A 16,042-nucleotide genomic window follows, 5' to 3' on the forward strand; every position below is an offset into this window, starting at 1 on the left:
ATCATGAAAAGCAGTTATAAAAAGATACTCATTATTGCAGGCATAGTGGTGGTACTGGTGCTCATCTGGTTCCTGTTCATCAGGAAAAAAGAGGAGCCGGTTGTACTGCAAACCCAAAAGCCAGCCAAAGGTTATATTGCCCAAAGTGTAACCGCTACAGGCCGTATTGAACCGGTTGATACCGTAACGGTAGGTACCCAGGTATCGGGTATTATCAAATACGTTTATGCCGATTTCAATTCGAAAGTTAAGAAAGGCCAGCTTATAGCCGAACTTGATAAATCACTATTGCAGGCCACGCTTGATCAGGCAAGGGGAGCATTGCTTAATGCCCAAAGTCAGCTGGTGTTTGCACAAAATAACTTCGGCAGGCAAAACCTGTTGTTTAAAACCGATGCCATCAGCAAGGCCGATTATGATACAGCCCTTAACACCTTGAACGCTGCAAAAGCCCAGGTTAAAAGTGCAGAAGCGCAGGTGCGTTCGGCAGAAAAGAATTTATCCTATGCTGATATTTATTCGCCCATTGACGGTGTGGTGCTTAACCGAAATGTGAGCGTAGGGCAAACTGTTGCTGCAAGTTTCAGCACGCCAACGTTGTTTGTACTTGCAAAAGATATCACCAAAATGGAAGTTGAAGCTAATGTTGATGAAGCTGATATCGGTGATGTAAAATCGGGCGACCGTGCTTCATTTACGGTAGATGCTTTTATTAACGACCAGTTTGCCGGTACCGTAGAAGATATCAGGCTGCACCCATCGGTATCGTCAAACGTGGTTACTTACACCACCATTATCAATGCTCCTAATGACGATATGAAACTGAAACCCGGCATGACGGCAAGCATCATCATTTATACCAAGGAGGTGAATAATGCCCTGCTGATCCCCGCCAAGGCTTTAAGCTTTACGCCCGATTCGGCGTTAATGAAAGATTATGAGATAGTAGGCAAGGTTGGGCATAAAGGCAATAAGAAAAGAGGTGGCGGCCAAGGTGGAAATGCCGCTGCGGGCAGTGGCGGAAACGGAGGTGCCAATGATAATTCTCAGGCATTGCATACTGCCAAAAGCCGCAAGGATAGCAGTGGCGTAAATAAACAAACGGCCATAGTGTGGGTGTTGCAGGGTAAAAAGATAGTCCGCAAAAAAATCCAAACCGGCTTGAATGATAATACCCAGGTTGAAGTGCTTTCAGGCTTAACAGCCGATGACGCAGTGATTACTGGTGTTACGGGCGGATCATCCGGTTCATCAACAGCGGCAGCTAAACCGGGGGCAAGTCCGTTTATGCCACAAAGGCCGCGTGGCGGAGGGGGAGGACGCCGGTAATGAGCAAAAAGATTTTAGATATACGTGAGCTGAAACGCGAGTTTCAAATGGGCAGCGAAACCGTACGCGCGCTTAAAGGGATCTCTTTTGAAGTAGAAGCCGGTGAATTTGTAACCATTATGGGCAGTAGCGGCAGCGGCAAAACTACCCTGCTCAATATTTTAGGCTGTTTGGACAAACCCTCTATAGGCGATTACTTTTTGGATGGTGTAGATGTAAAAAAACTCTCGCGTGATGAGCTGGCGCAACTCCGTAATCGTAAAATAGGTTTCGTTTTCCAGGCCTATAACCTGCTACCCCGTACATCGGCATTAGAAAATGTGGAGCTGCCACTTTTATATAACAGGGAGATCAGCGTAAGTGAACGCCGCGACAGGGCCATCCACGCGCTGGAAGCCGTAAAACTGGCCGAACGTTTGGATCATACACCCAGTCAGCTCTCTGGCGGGCAGCAGCAGCGTGTGGCCATTGCACGTGCCTTGGTGAATGAGCCTGTGATGATCCTGGCCGATGAGGCTACCGGTAACCTGGATAGCCGCACATCGTACGAAATTATGTCACTGATGCAGGAATTAAACTCGCAGCAGGGCAAAACCATTGTGTTTGTAACCCACGAGCCGGATATCGCCTCGTTCAGCAGTCGCACTATACAATTGCGTGATGGCCGGATCCAGAAGGATACCCAAAATGCCAATCAGCGGTCGGCAAAAGAAGTACTTGCAGGCTTGCCTATTACCGATGATTATTAAAGCGAAGCAGCTATGAATTTTTTTAACCTGATAAGGATAGCTTACAAAGCCCTGCAACGCAACAAGCTGAGGGCCTTTTTGACCATGCTTGGTATTATCATAGGTGTAGCCTCCGTAATAGCAATGGTGGCTATTGGGCAGGGATCCAAGCAAAGCATTCACGACCAGCTATCAAGCATGGGATCTAACATGATCACCGTGTTGCCAAGCAGTAACCTTAACGGCGGTGTGAGGATAGCCGGATCAAGCTTTCAAACCCTTACTCAAAAAGATATCGTAGCCCTAAAAAAGGCTCAGTATATCACCGAACTTTCACCATCAATAACCTCAAAAGGACAGGCAATTAATGGCGCCCTTAACTGGCCAACCAGTATCCAGGGCGTAAGTCCGGATTATTTAGATATCCGCAAACTGAGCTTAAAAGATGGCATAGCATTTACCGAGGATGATATTCTCACCTCGGCAAAAGTTTGTTTGATCGGGCAAACAGTGATCGACAACCTGTTTCCTAACGGTGAAAACCCCATAGGAAAAGTGATCCGCTTTAATAAAATCCCTTTCCAGATCATTGGCATTCTTAACCCCAAAGGTCAAAACGCCTTCGGGCAAGATCAGGATGATATTTTGATTGCGCCTTATACTACTATTCAAAAAAGGATCCTGGCTACTATCTATTACCAAAACATTTACGCCTCTGCAGCCAGCGAGCAGGTAACCGATGCAGCCGTATCCGAAATGACCCAGATCCTTCGTGATTCACATCGTTTACGCGATAGCGAGGATAATGATTTTACCGTTCGTACCCAGGCCGAACTGATCAATACCCTGAGTTCAACCAGCGGGCTGCTTACAGTATTACTTACGGTAATCGCAGGCATTTCGCTGGTGATAGGTGGCATAGGCATCATGAACATAATGTACGTTTCGGTAACGGAGCGTACCCGCGAGATCGGCCTGCGTATGTCTATCGGCGCACGTGGAAAAGATATCATGCTCCAATTTTTAATGGAAGCTATCCTGATCAGTATCACCGGCGGTATTATTGGTGTAGTGTTGGGTATTGTATCATCCAACCTGGTTACGCTCACTTTATCATGGCCAACTATCGTATCAGAATCATCGGTACTATTGTCGTTTGTGGTTTGTGCCATTACGGGGATTTTCTTTGGGTATTACCCGGCACAGAAAGCTGCAAGGCTTGATCCTATTGAAGCGTTGCGGTATGAGTAATAATCGGCGGCCAGAGGCCGGGAGATAGTTGCCACTCGGCTGGAGCCGAGCGGCGGCGGGGAATAAAATCAAGTAACTCACCATCATGTCATTGCGAGCGAAGCGTGGCAACCGCATGCTATACAGAGCGGCTATGCTTCCGTGCGATTGCTTCGTCGTCCCTCCTCGCAATGACATAAAATAATAATGCCGCCGCTCGCGAGTACGCGAGCGGCAACTATTTCNAATAATAATGCCGCCGCTCGCGAGTACGCGAGCGGCAACTATTTCCCGGCCTCTGGCCGGTCTACACCATGCAAGTACTTCACTAAATAAAATTTAACACATCCATCCGCGACCAAATGTTAAATTTTAGCGATGAAATGTTAAATCTACAGTATAAAATGTTAAATCGCTTGCATAACTAACCATTTAGTTATATTTTGGCTTTCATAACGAACCTTATGAAAATCACATTTATTGGAATACTCCTGCTTTGCCTGAGCTGGACAACTTCATTTGCTCAAACCGGTTATAGTATTAAAGGAAAAGTAGCCGACACAGTAGCTAACACAAACCTTATTAACGCCAGCGTAAGCGTAATCACAGCCAAAGATTCTATCCTGCAAAAATTTACCCGCATTAAGGACGATGGTACATTTATCATCAACAATCTTAATAAAGGCAAGTTTATTTTAGTGGCAACCTACCCCGGTTATGCCGATTTTGTTGAACATTTCGCTTTGGATTCGGCACACACTACTCACAATTTCGGTCGTATCAGCATGCTGCTTAAAGAAAGGCTTTTACAAGAAGTAATTGTAAAAGGCAAAGCCGCGGCTATCAAAATTAAGGGAGATACTACCGAGTTTAACCCGGCTGCTTACAATATCCAACCTAACTCAAAAGTCGAAGATTTACTGAAACAATTACCAGGTATCGAGGTAGACAAAGACGGTAAAATCACCGCGCAAGGCCAAACCGTAAAAAAAGTATTGGTTGACGGCGAGGAGTTTTTTGGGGATGACCCTACCCTTGTTACCAAAAACCTGCGTGCCGATATGGTGGATAAAGTACAGCTTTATGATAAAAAAAGCGACCAGGCCGCATTTACCGGCATTGATGATGGCGTGAAAGATAAAACCATTAACATTAAACTTAAAGAAGATAAAAAGAACGGCTACTTCGGCAAACTTGACGGCGGCATAGGCACCGATGGTTATTACCAGGGACAGGCCTTATTTAACCGCTTTAAAGGCAAACAGAAGTTTTCGGTGTACGGCACGCTTGGCAATACCGGTAAAACAGGTTTAGGCTGGGAAGACAATAACAAGTACGGCGGCGGTGGCGGCATGGAGTTTGGCGACGACGGCGGCTTCTATATCTTCGGCGGTGGTGATGACCTTGATAGCTTCGATGGCAGGTACAATGGCGAAGGTAAACCTGTAGCCCGTACCGGTGGCGCACATTATGATACTAAATGGAATAATGATAAGGAATCGATAAACACCAACTATAAAATAGGTTCGCTTACTGTTGACGGTACCAAGAACACCCAGCAGCAAAACAACTTCCCGGGTAACATATCAAATGTTAACAGCGACCAAAACAATCATAATTACATGTTTCGCCAAAAGCTGGATGTAAATTACCAGGTAAAGATCGATTCGATGCAGAACCTGAAGATTACCGCCGACGGAACATTAAAAAACAGTAATACCCGAAGCAATTTCGCTACACAGACCCGCCGTTTAGATGGCAGCCTGATCAACAGCAATGATCGTGAAAACAGCGCCAATGTTGATGGCAAAGTATTTAACGCGAATGCTTTCTACACCAAAAAATTCAAGAAAAAAAGCCGTACACTTTCGGTAAACTTCAGAACTGCTTATAACGAAAGTGACTCCAAAGGTTTCTTAAAGTCAAACACCCAATTCTATGATTCTGTTGGTACCTATGTAAACAAAGACACCATTGATCAGTACAAGGTAAATAAAACCAAAAGCACCAATATCAATACCAACATCACCTATACCGAACCATTGGCCAAGGATTTCACCCTTGCCCTGAGCTATGCCTTAGCGGTTAATAATGCCACCGCCGACAGGCGCACGTTTAACAAACCGGTTAGCTCGGCTGCTATTTACACCGCTTTAGACAGCGTTTACAGCAGCGACTATAAACTCAACCAGCTTTCAAACCAGGGAGGCGCGGTATTTAATATGCAAAAGCAAAAATATTCGTTCAACTTTGGCACTAAGGTAGCCGGCGTAAAGTTTAAACAGGTTGATGAGTTTGGACGAATCGCTGACCTGGTGCGCAATTTTACTAACTGGTATCCGCAGGCTTCCTTCCAGTACAAGTTTTCCAAGCAATCAAGCATCCGTGTAAGCTATAATGGTAATACCACCCAACCTAATATCGATCAAATTCAGCCGGTGAGAATAAACACCGACCCGCTGAATATACAGGAGGGTAACGCCGATTTAAAGCCGTCTTTCACCAACAGGTACAACATCAGCTACAACTCGTACAAGGTGATCAGTAATCAATATATCTGGATCAGCGGATCATACTCAACTACCAGCAACCCTATCGTTAGCAATGTTATGCGCGATACTACAACCGGTATCAGCACCTATAAATCATCAAACCTAAAAAATAAATCGACAAACAATTTCTGGGTGAATACTTATTTTGAAAGGAAGATTCCGGGAATAGGAATTAATGCAGGCCTGGAGGTTTATGCCAATGGTAATACCTATTACAATATGTCTAACGATGTACTGAACGAAACCAAATCATATAGCTATTCGGGCAGCGTCAGGCTATCTAAATATAAGGAAAAGAAGTATGACGCATGGGTATCAGCAGGGCCTACTTATACTATTAACTCGTCATCGCTTAACACCATCCTGAACAATAATGGTCGCGGCTTTAATGCCAACGGAGGATTCAATATCTATCTGCCGGGGAAATTCCAGATTGGCTCGGACGGTAACTACACTTATAACGCGCCAACAAAATCATTCCCGCAGGATTTCAGGAGATTTTTGTGGAACGCGAACATTTCAAGAACATTCTTTAAAGATGCTTTAAAAGCTTCTGTTACGGGCAACGACCTGTTAAATCAAAATACCGGATATAACCGTACTGGATCGGCCAATGTACTTACCCAGGAACGTTATACCACTATCAGGAGATACTTTATGTTTTCACTAACCTGGGATTTTAACAAAGTTGGCGGCGGAGCACCTAAAAAATAACCTATCATGAAAAAGATTTTAACCTTAACAACCATACTATTATTAAGCGCAAGCCTGCTGCGGGCACAGGGCAATAAGCACTTCACTTTTCACGGCACCATTGAGTATGATAAATCATCAAACATGTGGGCCATGCTACAAAAACTGATCAATAAGGATAATGAAAGCTGGTACCAACCCATGTTTGATCAATACAAGAAAAACAAACCACAGTTTAAGGTTTTGAAAAGCACCTTAAAATTTGGCAATAATCAAACGTTGTTTACCCCTATAGAGCCGGAATACACACCCAACAATTTTGGCGATGAGCTGCCAATGGCCGTGCAAAATAATACCATATTCACCGACTATAATACAGGAATAAGCACCAGCCAAAAAAAGGTATTTGAAGAAACTTTCCTGGTAAAGGATACCACAAGGCATATTAAATGGAAACTTACCGGCGAAAGCCGGGAGATTGCAGGCTATAACTGCCGCCGGGCAAACGGGCTCATCCTTGATTCTATTTATGTAGTAGCTTTTTATACCGATGAAATCCCTGTTTCCGGCGGGCCGGAATCATTTAATGGTTTACCCGGAATGATATTAGGCGTAGCCTTACCGCATGAAAACATTACCTGGTTTGCCACCAAAGTTACCGAACAACCGGTAGACGAGAAATCGCTCATGGCACCCAAAAAAGGAAAAGCAGGAAATAATAAAAGCTTTCTTACTGTACTGCAAAACGCCATGAAAGACTGGGGAGAAACTTATGCTAAACAGTATTTAAAAGGGTTTTCGTTGTAGAAAGAATATAACAAGAAAAGCAATCAGACATACGAAGTTTTTGAAACTTCGTATGTTTTCTTAAATCATACCCGGCGCCCGTGTCCCACGGGCGCTTTCTTTATACAAAAAAGTTGACCATGAGGACACGGTCAACGGGGAAAGGACTTGTTTAGGGATATTCCTCAGGCGTTAGCCAGAGCCCTGTCCAAATGCACATAACCGCCATCAACATAAATTAACTGCCCGGTGGTATGGCTTGATGCCGGCGATAATAAAAACGCTACGGTATTGGCAATTTCTTCAGCAGTGGTCATGCGGTTACCCAGCGGAATTTTTGATTCAATCTCTTTTAGCTTGGCTTCCGGATCGGGCAGGGTCTTAATCCAGTTGGCATATAGCGGCGTCCAGCATTCGGCTACTACCAGCGCGTTTACGCGGATACCATATTTTAAAAGCTCTACAGCCCACTCACGTGTAAGCGCGTTGCGCCCACCGTTTGATGCTGCATATCCCGAAGTATTACCCTGACCGGTGTCAGCAGTTTTTGAAGTAATATTCAGGATAGCGCCTTTAGATTTTTTTAATTCGGGTAGGGCATGATGTGCCATCAGGTAATAATGCACTACGTTTTTATGTAACGATGCCATAAAACCTTCATAATCGCCGCTTTCCAAACCAACACCGTCGTTTACACCCGCATTATTAACCAGGCCGTCAATACGGCCAAATTTGGCTACAACCTCTTTTACTGCATTTTCACAAGCGCCGGGTTCCGTCAATTCCGCAACAACCTGGTGGGCTTTGTACCCCGCCGCTTCAACAGCTTCAACCGTTTTTAGGTTATCAGCCTCGTTACGGCCTAAAACAACCGGGATAGCACCTTCAGCCGCCAACACCTTCACTATGCCCTCGCCTATGCCTTTGGCACCGCCGGTAACTATAATTACCTTATCTGTAAGTTGTAAATTCATTTTAGTATGATAGATATATTAATGACTGCCGGCCATTACCAGCTTTTTAACTTTATGATTATTAATGGCGAATATCAAAATCCCCAGGAAACAGAAGCCCGGTACTATATACGCCATCTGAATGTTGTGTGTAGCATCTGATACCCTACCCATAATTACCGGGAATATAGCGCCACCTACAATACCCATGATCACCAATGACGAGCCAAGTTTGGTTTTAGCACCAAGCCCACGAATACTTAACGAGAAGATAGTCGGGAACATGATTGACATGAAGAACCAGGTACACATTAATGAGTAAACAGCTACGTTACCGTGAAGGGTAACCGTCATGATAATTAAACAGATATTGATAACAGCATAAGTAATTAGCAGCTTAACCGGGTTAAAGTAACGCATCAGCAATGTGCCAATAAACCTGCCTGCCATGAAACCCGCCGAAGCAATGGTGAGGTAAAATGATGCCGGTTTTTCGGCAAAACCAGCTACTTTCTCTGAATAACGGATAAAGAAACTGCTTATACCAGCCTGCGCTCCAACGTATAAAAATTCGGCAAAAATACCTGCCCTTAAACTTTTCACCTGCAATAATTCGGCTATCCTTACGCCAAGGGAACGATTATCATTAACAGCCTCATCACTGGTTTCTTCAACAATTGGCGGGAAGTGCGTGCGATAAATTAAGAACGCTACCACAAGTACAGCTGCTCCAATTACTAAAAAAGGGATTTGTACCGATGATGCTTCATGGTTAAGATATTCGTTCAGTTGATCGGGCGACATTTTGCTTGATTCGGCATCTGTTAAAACTTTGCCAGATAAAATATACTTACCACCAATCAATGGAGCCAACGTTGCGGCCAACCCATTAAATGATTGTGAAAAATTGATCCTTCTTTCAGCACCTGCCGGATCGCCTAATACTGTGATATAAGGATTAGCAGCTGTTTCCAAAAACGCTGCACCCGAAAACACGATAAATAACGCGGCTAAAAAGAATGAATAATTACGCACTGCAGCCGCAGGGAAAAACAGGAACGCGCCTGTAGCAAAAAGGATCAGGCCCAAAATGATACCACCCTTGTAGCCATATCTCTTCATGAACTGGGCAGCCGGAATTGGCAATATAAAATAGGCGATATAAGAAGCCGAATCTATGAGCGATGATTGTAAATCGTTAAGCTGACAGGCCTTTTTTAAGTGCGGAATTAATATCGGGTTAAGATTAAGCGCGAAGCCCCAAATGAAGAACAGGGAAGTAATTAATGCTACTGCGAATAGCGTGTTGTTTTTTGACATTAGTATTTATGGTTGATATATATTGATCTGTTATTTAAATGTTGTGGAAATATCATCTAAAGAGATTCCCAGCGTTTTTAATGCTATTTTATTTAATGCTGCTTTATCGCCTGTAAAGTGGAATACACTGTGTTTATGTGTAAGCTTTTCGCCCGGTTTCAGGAAGGCGGCAGGAGATACGCTTTCTATTTCGTAAAACGGCCCCATCTGTTTACCATCAGCTAACGGGCCATCGTTATAAGCATTTACCGCGTCGCCACTATAAGGAGCGGTATCCGTTTTCCACTCCTGGTTTAAGTATGATGCGGTGCTATCCACATCAAACATGGTTATGGTTAAAACATCGTTCTCCGCATCATAGCTACCGGCCATACTTTTTGCCCGATGAGGAGGAATCCCCAGCTTGCCCCGGCTTTTGCCATCAGCCTTAAACAGCAGAATGCCGTTTTTATAAGTGATCCTGCCTTTCGGAATCTCACCGAAATAATTGGTTGTAGCAACTTTACCCGTAGCATTTTCATCGTATGGTACCACGATCACCACTTTTGGCGAAGGTGTAAACATATCCAAATTCCACAAACAGGGTGCACCTGTTGTTTTGTCCCAGGCTTTATCCCCTGCATTACTGATGGAATTTACAGTGTTAAAACCAACCGATTTTACAGATGCATCGGCATCGATACCTAACAGCTGTTGTATTGCTTTGGGCTCCACGATCTCAACATCCCGCTCCAGCTTTATTGATAATTCGGTGCCGGCATAATTTTGCAGATGTGTGCTTTTGCTCATCGATACCTTTTTATCCGAAGATGAAATAAGCTCCCAGCTTTCATTATCAACAGCAGCGGGTGTATGCCAGTTGTCGAATTCCATTTTGGTGCCTGGCTTGAAGAAGAGCGAAAACTGCCCGCCTTCCGGCCCGAGCCACAGGCGGTCTTCGCCACCGAAAGCATTCATATGCGGATCGGGCTGTTTCTGGTCGAACGTTTCATATTTGATCCAGCCAAAGCTTTTCCCATTTAAACCATCAGCAGTCGATGTAAAAACTTTTGCCTGGTATTTAGGCGAGACAATAACCTGCCCCAAACCGCTGTCGTCTTTTAAAACGATAACGCTATCCTTTGCTTTTAAAAAATCAAGATCAAATCCAAAAGTGCCTTTCATAGGTAGTTGAGGGTTGCGCATTGTACATGACGCTAAACCGCCAAGCAGCAAAACTAATGATGACTTTTTTAAAAGCTGCACCATACCGCTTATTTATGTTTAGGGTTTAAACCAATCACATTCACCATAGTACCTATATGATCAATGCTGATCTCTACCACGTCGCCGGCCTGTAAAGTAAAACTTGGCGGCGGTACAAGGCAAGTACCTGTCATTAAAAAGCATCCGTAAGGAAAATCGCATTCACTGTATAAATAGCCGGTAAGCTCAGTAAATGAACGCTTAATACGGGATACCGTGGTTTCATCTTCAAAAACAAGCTCACCAGCACGCCTGATGTTCATACTGATCACGGTTTCACCAGGAATAGGTGCCGAAGTAACATATAAACAAGGCCCAAGGGCCGCACTCTTTTCGTATACTTTGGCTTGCGGCAAGTACAAGGCATTTTCACCTTCGATACTGCGCGAGCTCATATCATTGCCGATAGTATATCCCTGGATGTTGCCATTACTATTTACAAATAGTGTAAGCTCTGGTTCAGGTACATTCCATTCCGAATCTTTACGGATATAAACCTCGCCGTTATGACCCGACACGCGATGAGCGAGCGCCTTGAAAAAAAGCTCAGGTCGGGGTGCGTCATAAACCTTATCGTACAGGCTTGCTCCGGTTTCTGATTCTTCCATCCGCGCATCACGACTGCGTAAATAAGTTACGCCGGCTGCCCATACTTCCTGGCTGCCTATCGGCGCTAATATGTTGCCATTTAAATGTTCGGCCTCTACTTCGGTGCTTAAAGCTGTAGTATCGGTGGTAACCGATTCCAGGTAAGCGGCCAAATCATCACGATTGATCAGTTTGTCCCATTCATCATCAATAATGTATGATGAACCGTTATGCTGCAGTAAGCTGCCCTTTGCCAGTTTATATAGTTTCATCAGTTTACTTCCAATTCGTCTTTTGAGGGAAATTTAGGGAACGGGCCATGTTCGCCGGTTTGGTACCAAAACACGGTCGAGGCTATATCATCCTGCAAAGGCATGTAACGGCCATCATGCCGCCAGCCCAAAGCCTGTATGGTAACCTTCAGGCTTTTTTCAAAACGGATAGGGTCAACAATATGCCAGCGGTACAAACCGAAACGCTGAGCGATATTATAATGTCCGTCGCCGCGGATCACCTGTGGCAAACCGCTGTAAGGGCTGCAAAACTCGGTGTATTCGGTACCTGGTTTCTCTTTGCCATCAGCGTCTTTATGACGGGTGTCGAAATCATACGATCCGCAAAAATAATCCTCGGTACCTGTACCATTTATGGTAGGGAATTTAGTGTCTCCATCCATAAAAAACTTGATCTCACCTTCGCCCCACCAGCCATTTTTATTTGAGCCGTAGGCGATATAAGTACCTACGTACTGTCCTTTTCCTTTAATGCTATCTACCAAAACAAAATCCTTTTTATAAGGCAATGGATTTACACGGCGAAACTGCGCATGAAAATAGCCTGCATCTTCAGGTACATCGGTCAGGGTATAATCAACTTGATAATAGAGTACCATATCCTCATCGTCGATATTTTCCATGGTGATGCGGCTCTTTTTACGGAATGGCATCGGCCAGTAACAGTTAAAAGCGCTGCCTGGATTAACCGCCACTGCTAACGAAGTTACCGGCGCATACTTACCCCAGCCCATGCAAAAAAAATCGCCTACCGGCACTTCAACCGATGGGGTTGTTTCGTCATCCCAATAAAAACGAATAATGGAATATCGCCAGTTCCCGGTGGGTGTCATCCAGATATGTTGAATAGCTCCTGAACCATTAATTTCGGCAACAGTAAATGTTGTATGTTTTTTGATGATAACGCTTGGGCTCACTTTCCAAGTCTGCCCCAGATCGCGCGAGGCATTGGCACCGGTTCCGGTTGTAGCCATGCCGCCTTTACCCTTTTCACCAGTAAAATTTTCCGGACTGATAGACCTTGTTTTGGCATCAGACGTACGGTAAAGATTCCCGAGCCCTACATCAAGCCCATTAAATTTTTGTTGCGCGTTAGCAAATGAAGCCACAATAACACACAGGCAGATCGTTAAAAAATAATTTTTTACCATAAAATTTATCTTTAAAATCAATTAACGCAGTAATTGGTAATGCGTTCCAGGTTTATTTGTTTATGCTTCAAGCCTTGTTTAAAAAGCCATTCACAATCATATTGATAATTTTTCGCTATCCATACCGCTTTATAAGCATAACATGCGCATATTTTGGCATGGCTTGTTTGGCGGTTGATAAAGCTAATTTAAAATTTATTAAATACGTGCCCCATCCTGTAAAAAACCGGATAGATTAATTGACCAATCTTCGGTAATGAGCCAAATAAAACACATTTTTGCATATGCCGCTTGATCTGATACTACATAATCTCGAAAAACACATCCACTTAACCCGCGAAGAACAGGAAATTTTCACGGCCTATTTACAACCGAAAAAAATAAAACGCAAGCAATATTTGCTCACTTATGGTGAAGTGTGTAAATATTCGGCTTTTGTAACGGCCGGTTGTTTGCGGGGATACACGGTAGATAAAAGCGGCATTGAACATGTGCTGAGTTTTGCCCCCGCCGATTGGTGGATTGCAGATATGTACAGCCTCATTTCGCAAAAGCCCGGTATCCAGAATATTGAAGCCTTAGAAGATACCGATGTGCTGCTACTTTCTAAGGTAAACCAGGAAAAGCTATATACACAAATCCCCAAGTTTGAGCATTTTTTTAGGATCCTGACCGAAAACTCCTTAGTAGCCAGCCAACAACGACTAATTGATAGCCTAAGCTTAACTGCCGAAGAACGCTATAACAACTTTTGCAAACGTTATCCTACATTAATAGATCATCTGCCCCAAAAACAAATAGCCTCATACATTGGTGTAACCCCCGAGTTTTTTAGCCGGATGAAAAGTGTGATAGTGAGGAAAAAGTAAGTGAATGGTTGATTGGGTTGATTAGTGAGTGGTTTATGCGCCATAAATAACTATTCTCCACTCACCTAATCAACCGCACACCAATTTCTTAACCTACATCAAGTGCCGCCGGACAACGCTCACTTAAATTTGTATTACAATTTAAAGGAAACACATCATGGCACAAACCATTTTACATAAGGCTAACACCCGTGGACATGCAGACCATGGTTGGCTGCACAGTTATCAATCATTTAGTTTTGCTGGTTACTACAATCCTCAACGGATGAACTTTGGTGCTTTAAGAGTATTAAATGATGATACTGTTGATCCGGGCATGGGCTTTGGCAAACATCCACATGACAATATGGAAATTATTTCCATTCCGCTGGAAGGTGACCTGGAGCATAAAGACAGCATGAACAATGTGGCTGTTATTAAAAACGGTGATATCCAGGCTATGAGTGCCGGTACCGGGATCTTCCATAGCGAATATAATTTTGACCGTACCAGCGAAGTTAAGTTTTTACAGATCTGGATTTATCCTAACAAACGGAATGTTGAACCGCGTTATGATCAGATCTCGTTAAATCTTGAAGACCGCCATAATAAATTACAACAAGTACTATCACCTAACCCTGACGATGCCGGTGTATGGATTCACCAGGATGCCTGGTTTCATTTAGGAAAATTTGACAAAGGCTTAAGTACTGAATATACCATTAAAAAAGAAGGTAACGGTGTTTACGCTTTTATTTTAAGTGGAGAAGTGATCATCAATGGCGAAACATTAAGCAGCCGCGATGCATTGGGCATTTGGGATACCGACAAATTTACTGTCGAAGCAGGTACCGATGCCGAATTTTTACTGATAGATGTACCGATGAAATTTTAAGATCATGGAAAAGACACAGATATTGGTAATTGGCCGGCATCCCGAAATACTGGCCACTGTAGTAAGACTGGTAAACAATAATCCTGACTGGAACGCAACAGGCTGCCTTAGCGACGAGGAAGCCATTGCGGCGTTCGATACGCAAGACTTTAAAGTGGTGCTAATGGGAGGTGGAGTCGATGAAACTTCTGAAGGCAAATTGAACGAGCGCTTTTATAAAAGAAACCCCAACATTAAGATAGTACAACATTTTGGTGGAGGTAGTGGGTTGCTTAGTGCCGAGATATTTGAAGCCTTGAGCAAATAACACATCAAATTAATGTCCACTGCTGCACCCTGATGACGAACATCCGGAGCAGCCACTATGACAGCCATGACCGGAGTGCCCATGATGGCCCGTATCCAGATCACCGTAAGCTCCGCAGCCCCCGGTATTACAACCAGAAGTTTCACCTGCGTCATTTTTGTTCCAACTTTCCCGTTTAAAAACAACTACCAGAAGAACAACAAAAAACGCTAAAAAGCATAAAACAAACATCGCCCCATCTCCCGACTTCATCGCGATCACGCCGAAACCAAAAGTAAAAATCAAAAGTACCGGCCAGATCTTATTTGCCCTGGGCTTCCGAATTACCCAATTACGTCGCTTGTTAACGCGTTGAAAGTCTATATCTGTAAACCGGGCATTATTTTCAGGCCAAATATCAGGTGGAGGGTATTGCTGAAATACATCTGTATATATTTTATTGGTATCTGTATAAAAAGCATCATATTTAACAGCTTCACTATCCCCTCCCTTAGTAGGATTATGATGAATCTCCCGGCCAAGCGTATCACGGCAAAGATCAATCCAGTATGAGCGTGTAAAAGTCAGATGCAGGTGCCAGGCCTGATCAACAGCGTCGGATGGTGTTACACCGTTATCAGATATACAACAAAGGAAAATAAACTTCTTATACTCGGATATAACACGGAGAGCATAATTGGCGTTCCAACCGTTTTCACGGGCCAAACGTTCTGAAAATTTAAAAGCAGCTTCAGGATCATCCAATTGAAAATTGAGGATCTTTTGCCAAAGTACGGCTTGTTCTGCTGTAAGCATATGTTTAGGTATATGCGCTAAGATAGGGAAATTACTTTCACAAATAAATAGGTGAGTGGTTGAATAGAGAGTGGTGAGTAGTTGGGTGCGCTGTGAATTAATTTCGGTGTTTGGCATCATCAAAAAAGCCGCCATCCTGAAGGACGAAAGATCTTTTGCGCTGTGTATAGCCGCTTTGCCTGCTGAAGAAGATTCTTCGCTACGGCTCAGAATAACAGGTGTTTTAAGTATGTCATTGGAGAATATTGATTGGAGAGTGGCTGGGATGGTTTTATTGTTGCCGGAGATATAAAAAAGCATTTTAAACGCAAAAAGCCTTAACGGTTAGC

Annotated in this window: 14 protein-coding genes; 8 read left to right on the forward strand and 6 right to left on the reverse strand. The window is 43.8% G+C overall.

Annotation, left to right across the window (positions count from 1 at the left end; translation table 11 throughout):
- The first annotated feature begins 3 nt into the window (after positions 1-3).
- The 5 genes from DUL71_RS30540 to DUL71_RS30560 all read left to right on the forward strand — a co-directional run bounded on the left by DUL71_RS30540 (position 4) and on the right by DUL71_RS30560 (position 7,339).
- Positions 4-1,329, forward strand: coding sequence for an efflux RND transporter periplasmic adaptor subunit (locus DUL71_RS30540; protein WP_114941609.1), 1,326 nt, complete (start codon positions 4-6; stop codon positions 1,327-1,329).
- Entirely contained in the window at positions 1,329-2,078 is a 750-nt protein-coding gene (locus tag DUL71_RS30545) for an ABC transporter ATP-binding protein (RefSeq protein WP_114941610.1), read from the forward strand. The genes DUL71_RS30540 and DUL71_RS30545 overlap by 1 nt, the downstream gene beginning before the upstream one ends.
- A 12-nt stretch (positions 2,079-2,090) precedes the next feature.
- The gene (locus tag DUL71_RS30550; protein ID WP_114941611.1) at positions 2,091-3,308 is read left to right on the forward strand and encodes an ABC transporter permease; all 1,218 of its coding nucleotides are present in this window, start codon (positions 2,091-2,093) and stop codon (positions 3,306-3,308) included.
- Positions 3,309-3,751: 443 nt separating this feature from the next.
- Entirely contained in the window at positions 3,752-6,553 is a 2,802-nt protein-coding gene (locus tag DUL71_RS30555) for an outer membrane beta-barrel family protein (RefSeq protein WP_114941612.1), read from the forward strand.
- Between the two features lie 6 nt (positions 6,554-6,559).
- Complete coding sequence (locus tag DUL71_RS30560; protein ID WP_114941613.1) at positions 6,560-7,339, forward strand: GLPGLI family protein; 780 nt, start codon at positions 6,560-6,562, stop codon at positions 7,337-7,339.
- Positions 7,340-7,503: 164 nt separating this feature from the next.
- Here DUL71_RS30560 and DUL71_RS30565 read toward each other — a convergent pair whose 3' ends face one another.
- Genes DUL71_RS30565 through DUL71_RS30585 form a run of 5 tightly spaced genes read right to left on the reverse strand, consistent with a single transcriptional unit; the run spans position 7,504 to position 12,868 of the window.
- A complete protein-coding gene (locus DUL71_RS30565; protein WP_114941614.1) occupies positions 7,504-8,292 on the reverse strand; it encodes an SDR family oxidoreductase in 789 nt (262 codons plus the stop codon).
- Positions 8,293-8,310: 18 nt separating this feature from the next.
- Positions 8,311-9,591 carry an L-fucose:H+ symporter permease gene (gene fucP, locus DUL71_RS30570; protein ID WP_114941615.1) on the reverse strand — a complete coding sequence of 427 codons (1,281 nt, stop codon included), beginning with the start codon at positions 9,589-9,591 and terminating at the stop codon, positions 8,311-8,313.
- A gap of 30 nt (positions 9,592-9,621) precedes the next feature.
- Positions 9,622-10,839 (reverse strand): DUF6786 family protein, encoded by a 1,218-nt coding sequence (locus DUL71_RS30575; RefSeq protein WP_114941616.1) that lies wholly within the window; start codon positions 10,837-10,839, stop codon positions 9,622-9,624.
- A gap of 5 nt (positions 10,840-10,844) precedes the next feature.
- Positions 10,845-11,696, reverse strand: a complete 852-nt coding sequence (locus DUL71_RS30580) for a fumarylacetoacetate hydrolase family protein (RefSeq protein WP_114941617.1) — start codon at positions 11,694-11,696, stop codon at positions 10,845-10,847.
- Complete coding sequence (locus DUL71_RS30585) at positions 11,696-12,868, reverse strand: glycoside hydrolase family 172 protein (protein WP_114941618.1); 1,173 nt, start codon at positions 12,866-12,868, stop codon at positions 11,696-11,698. Before DUL71_RS30585 ends, DUL71_RS30580 begins: the two co-directional genes overlap by 1 nt.
- Positions 12,869-13,152: 284 nt before the next feature.
- Here DUL71_RS30585 and DUL71_RS30590 point away from each other — a divergent pair, with 284 nt between their 5' ends.
- From DUL71_RS30590 to DUL71_RS30600, 3 genes are all read left to right on the forward strand, one after another.
- Complete coding sequence (locus DUL71_RS30590; RefSeq protein ID WP_114941619.1) at positions 13,153-13,737, forward strand: Crp/Fnr family transcriptional regulator; 585 nt, start codon at positions 13,153-13,155, stop codon at positions 13,735-13,737.
- 157 nt (positions 13,738-13,894) lie between these two features.
- Positions 13,895-14,611, forward strand: a complete 717-nt coding sequence (locus DUL71_RS30595) for a pirin family protein (protein ID WP_114941620.1) — start codon at positions 13,895-13,897, stop codon at positions 14,609-14,611.
- 4 nt (positions 14,612-14,615) lie between these two features.
- On the forward strand, positions 14,616-14,918 hold the full coding sequence (locus DUL71_RS30600; protein WP_208645702.1) for a hypothetical protein: 303 nt from the start codon (positions 14,616-14,618) through the stop codon (positions 14,916-14,918).
- 9 nt (positions 14,919-14,927) lie between these two features.
- Here the strand turns inward: DUL71_RS30600 and DUL71_RS32475 are convergent, their stop codons facing one another.
- Positions 14,928-16,013, reverse strand: a complete 1,086-nt coding sequence (locus tag DUL71_RS32475; protein WP_208645703.1) for a glycine-rich domain-containing protein — start codon at positions 16,011-16,013, stop codon at positions 14,928-14,930.
- Positions 16,014-16,042: the final 29 nt, after the last annotated feature.

The organism is Mucilaginibacter endophyticus (assembly GCF_003351025.1).
Taxonomy (GTDB): Bacteria; Bacteroidota; Bacteroidia; order Sphingobacteriales; family Sphingobacteriaceae; genus Mucilaginibacter; species Mucilaginibacter endophyticus.

What these genes read in the sequence shown, in the direction of transcription:
- DUL71_RS30565 (WP_114941614.1), bottom strand. Translation starts at nt 8,292, where the DNA reads ATGAATTTACAACTTACAGATAAGGTAATTATAGTTACCGGCGGTGCC.
- DUL71_RS30550 (WP_114941611.1), top strand. Translation starts at nt 2,091, where the DNA reads ATGAATTTTTTTAACCTGATAAGGATAGCTTACAAAGCCCTGCAACGC.
- DUL71_RS30600 (WP_208645702.1), top strand. Translation starts at nt 14,616, where the DNA reads ATGGAAAAGACACAGATATTGGTAATTGGCCGGCATCCCGAAATACTG.
- DUL71_RS30575 (WP_114941616.1), bottom strand. Translation starts at nt 10,839, where the DNA reads ATGGTGCAGCTTTTAAAAAAGTCATCATTAGTTTTGCTGCTTGGCGGT.
- DUL71_RS32475 (WP_208645703.1), bottom strand. Translation starts at nt 16,013, where the DNA reads ATGCTTTTTTATATCTCCGGCAACAATAAAACCATCCCAGCCACTCTC.
- DUL71_RS30580 (WP_114941617.1), bottom strand. Translation starts at nt 11,696, where the DNA reads ATGAAACTATATAAACTGGCAAAGGGCAGCTTACTGCAGCATAACGGT.
- DUL71_RS30585 (WP_114941618.1), bottom strand. Translation starts at nt 12,868, where the DNA reads ATGGTAAAAAATTATTTTTTAACGATCTGCCTGTGTGTTATTGTGGCT.
- DUL71_RS30540 (WP_114941609.1), top strand. Translation starts at nt 4, where the DNA reads ATGAAAAGCAGTTATAAAAAGATACTCATTATTGCAGGCATAGTGGTG.
- DUL71_RS30595 (WP_114941620.1), top strand. Translation starts at nt 13,895, where the DNA reads ATGGCACAAACCATTTTACATAAGGCTAACACCCGTGGACATGCAGAC.
- DUL71_RS30560 (WP_114941613.1), top strand. Translation starts at nt 6,560, where the DNA reads ATGAAAAAGATTTTAACCTTAACAACCATACTATTATTAAGCGCAAGC.
- DUL71_RS30590 (WP_114941619.1), top strand. Translation starts at nt 13,153, where the DNA reads ATGCCGCTTGATCTGATACTACATAATCTCGAAAAACACATCCACTTA.
- DUL71_RS30545 (WP_114941610.1), top strand. Translation starts at nt 1,329, where the DNA reads ATGAGCAAAAAGATTTTAGATATACGTGAGCTGAAACGCGAGTTTCAA.
- DUL71_RS30555 (WP_114941612.1), top strand. Translation starts at nt 3,752, where the DNA reads ATGAAAATCACATTTATTGGAATACTCCTGCTTTGCCTGAGCTGGACA.
- fucP (WP_114941615.1), bottom strand. Translation starts at nt 9,591, where the DNA reads ATGTCAAAAAACAACACGCTATTCGCAGTAGCATTAATTACTTCCCTG.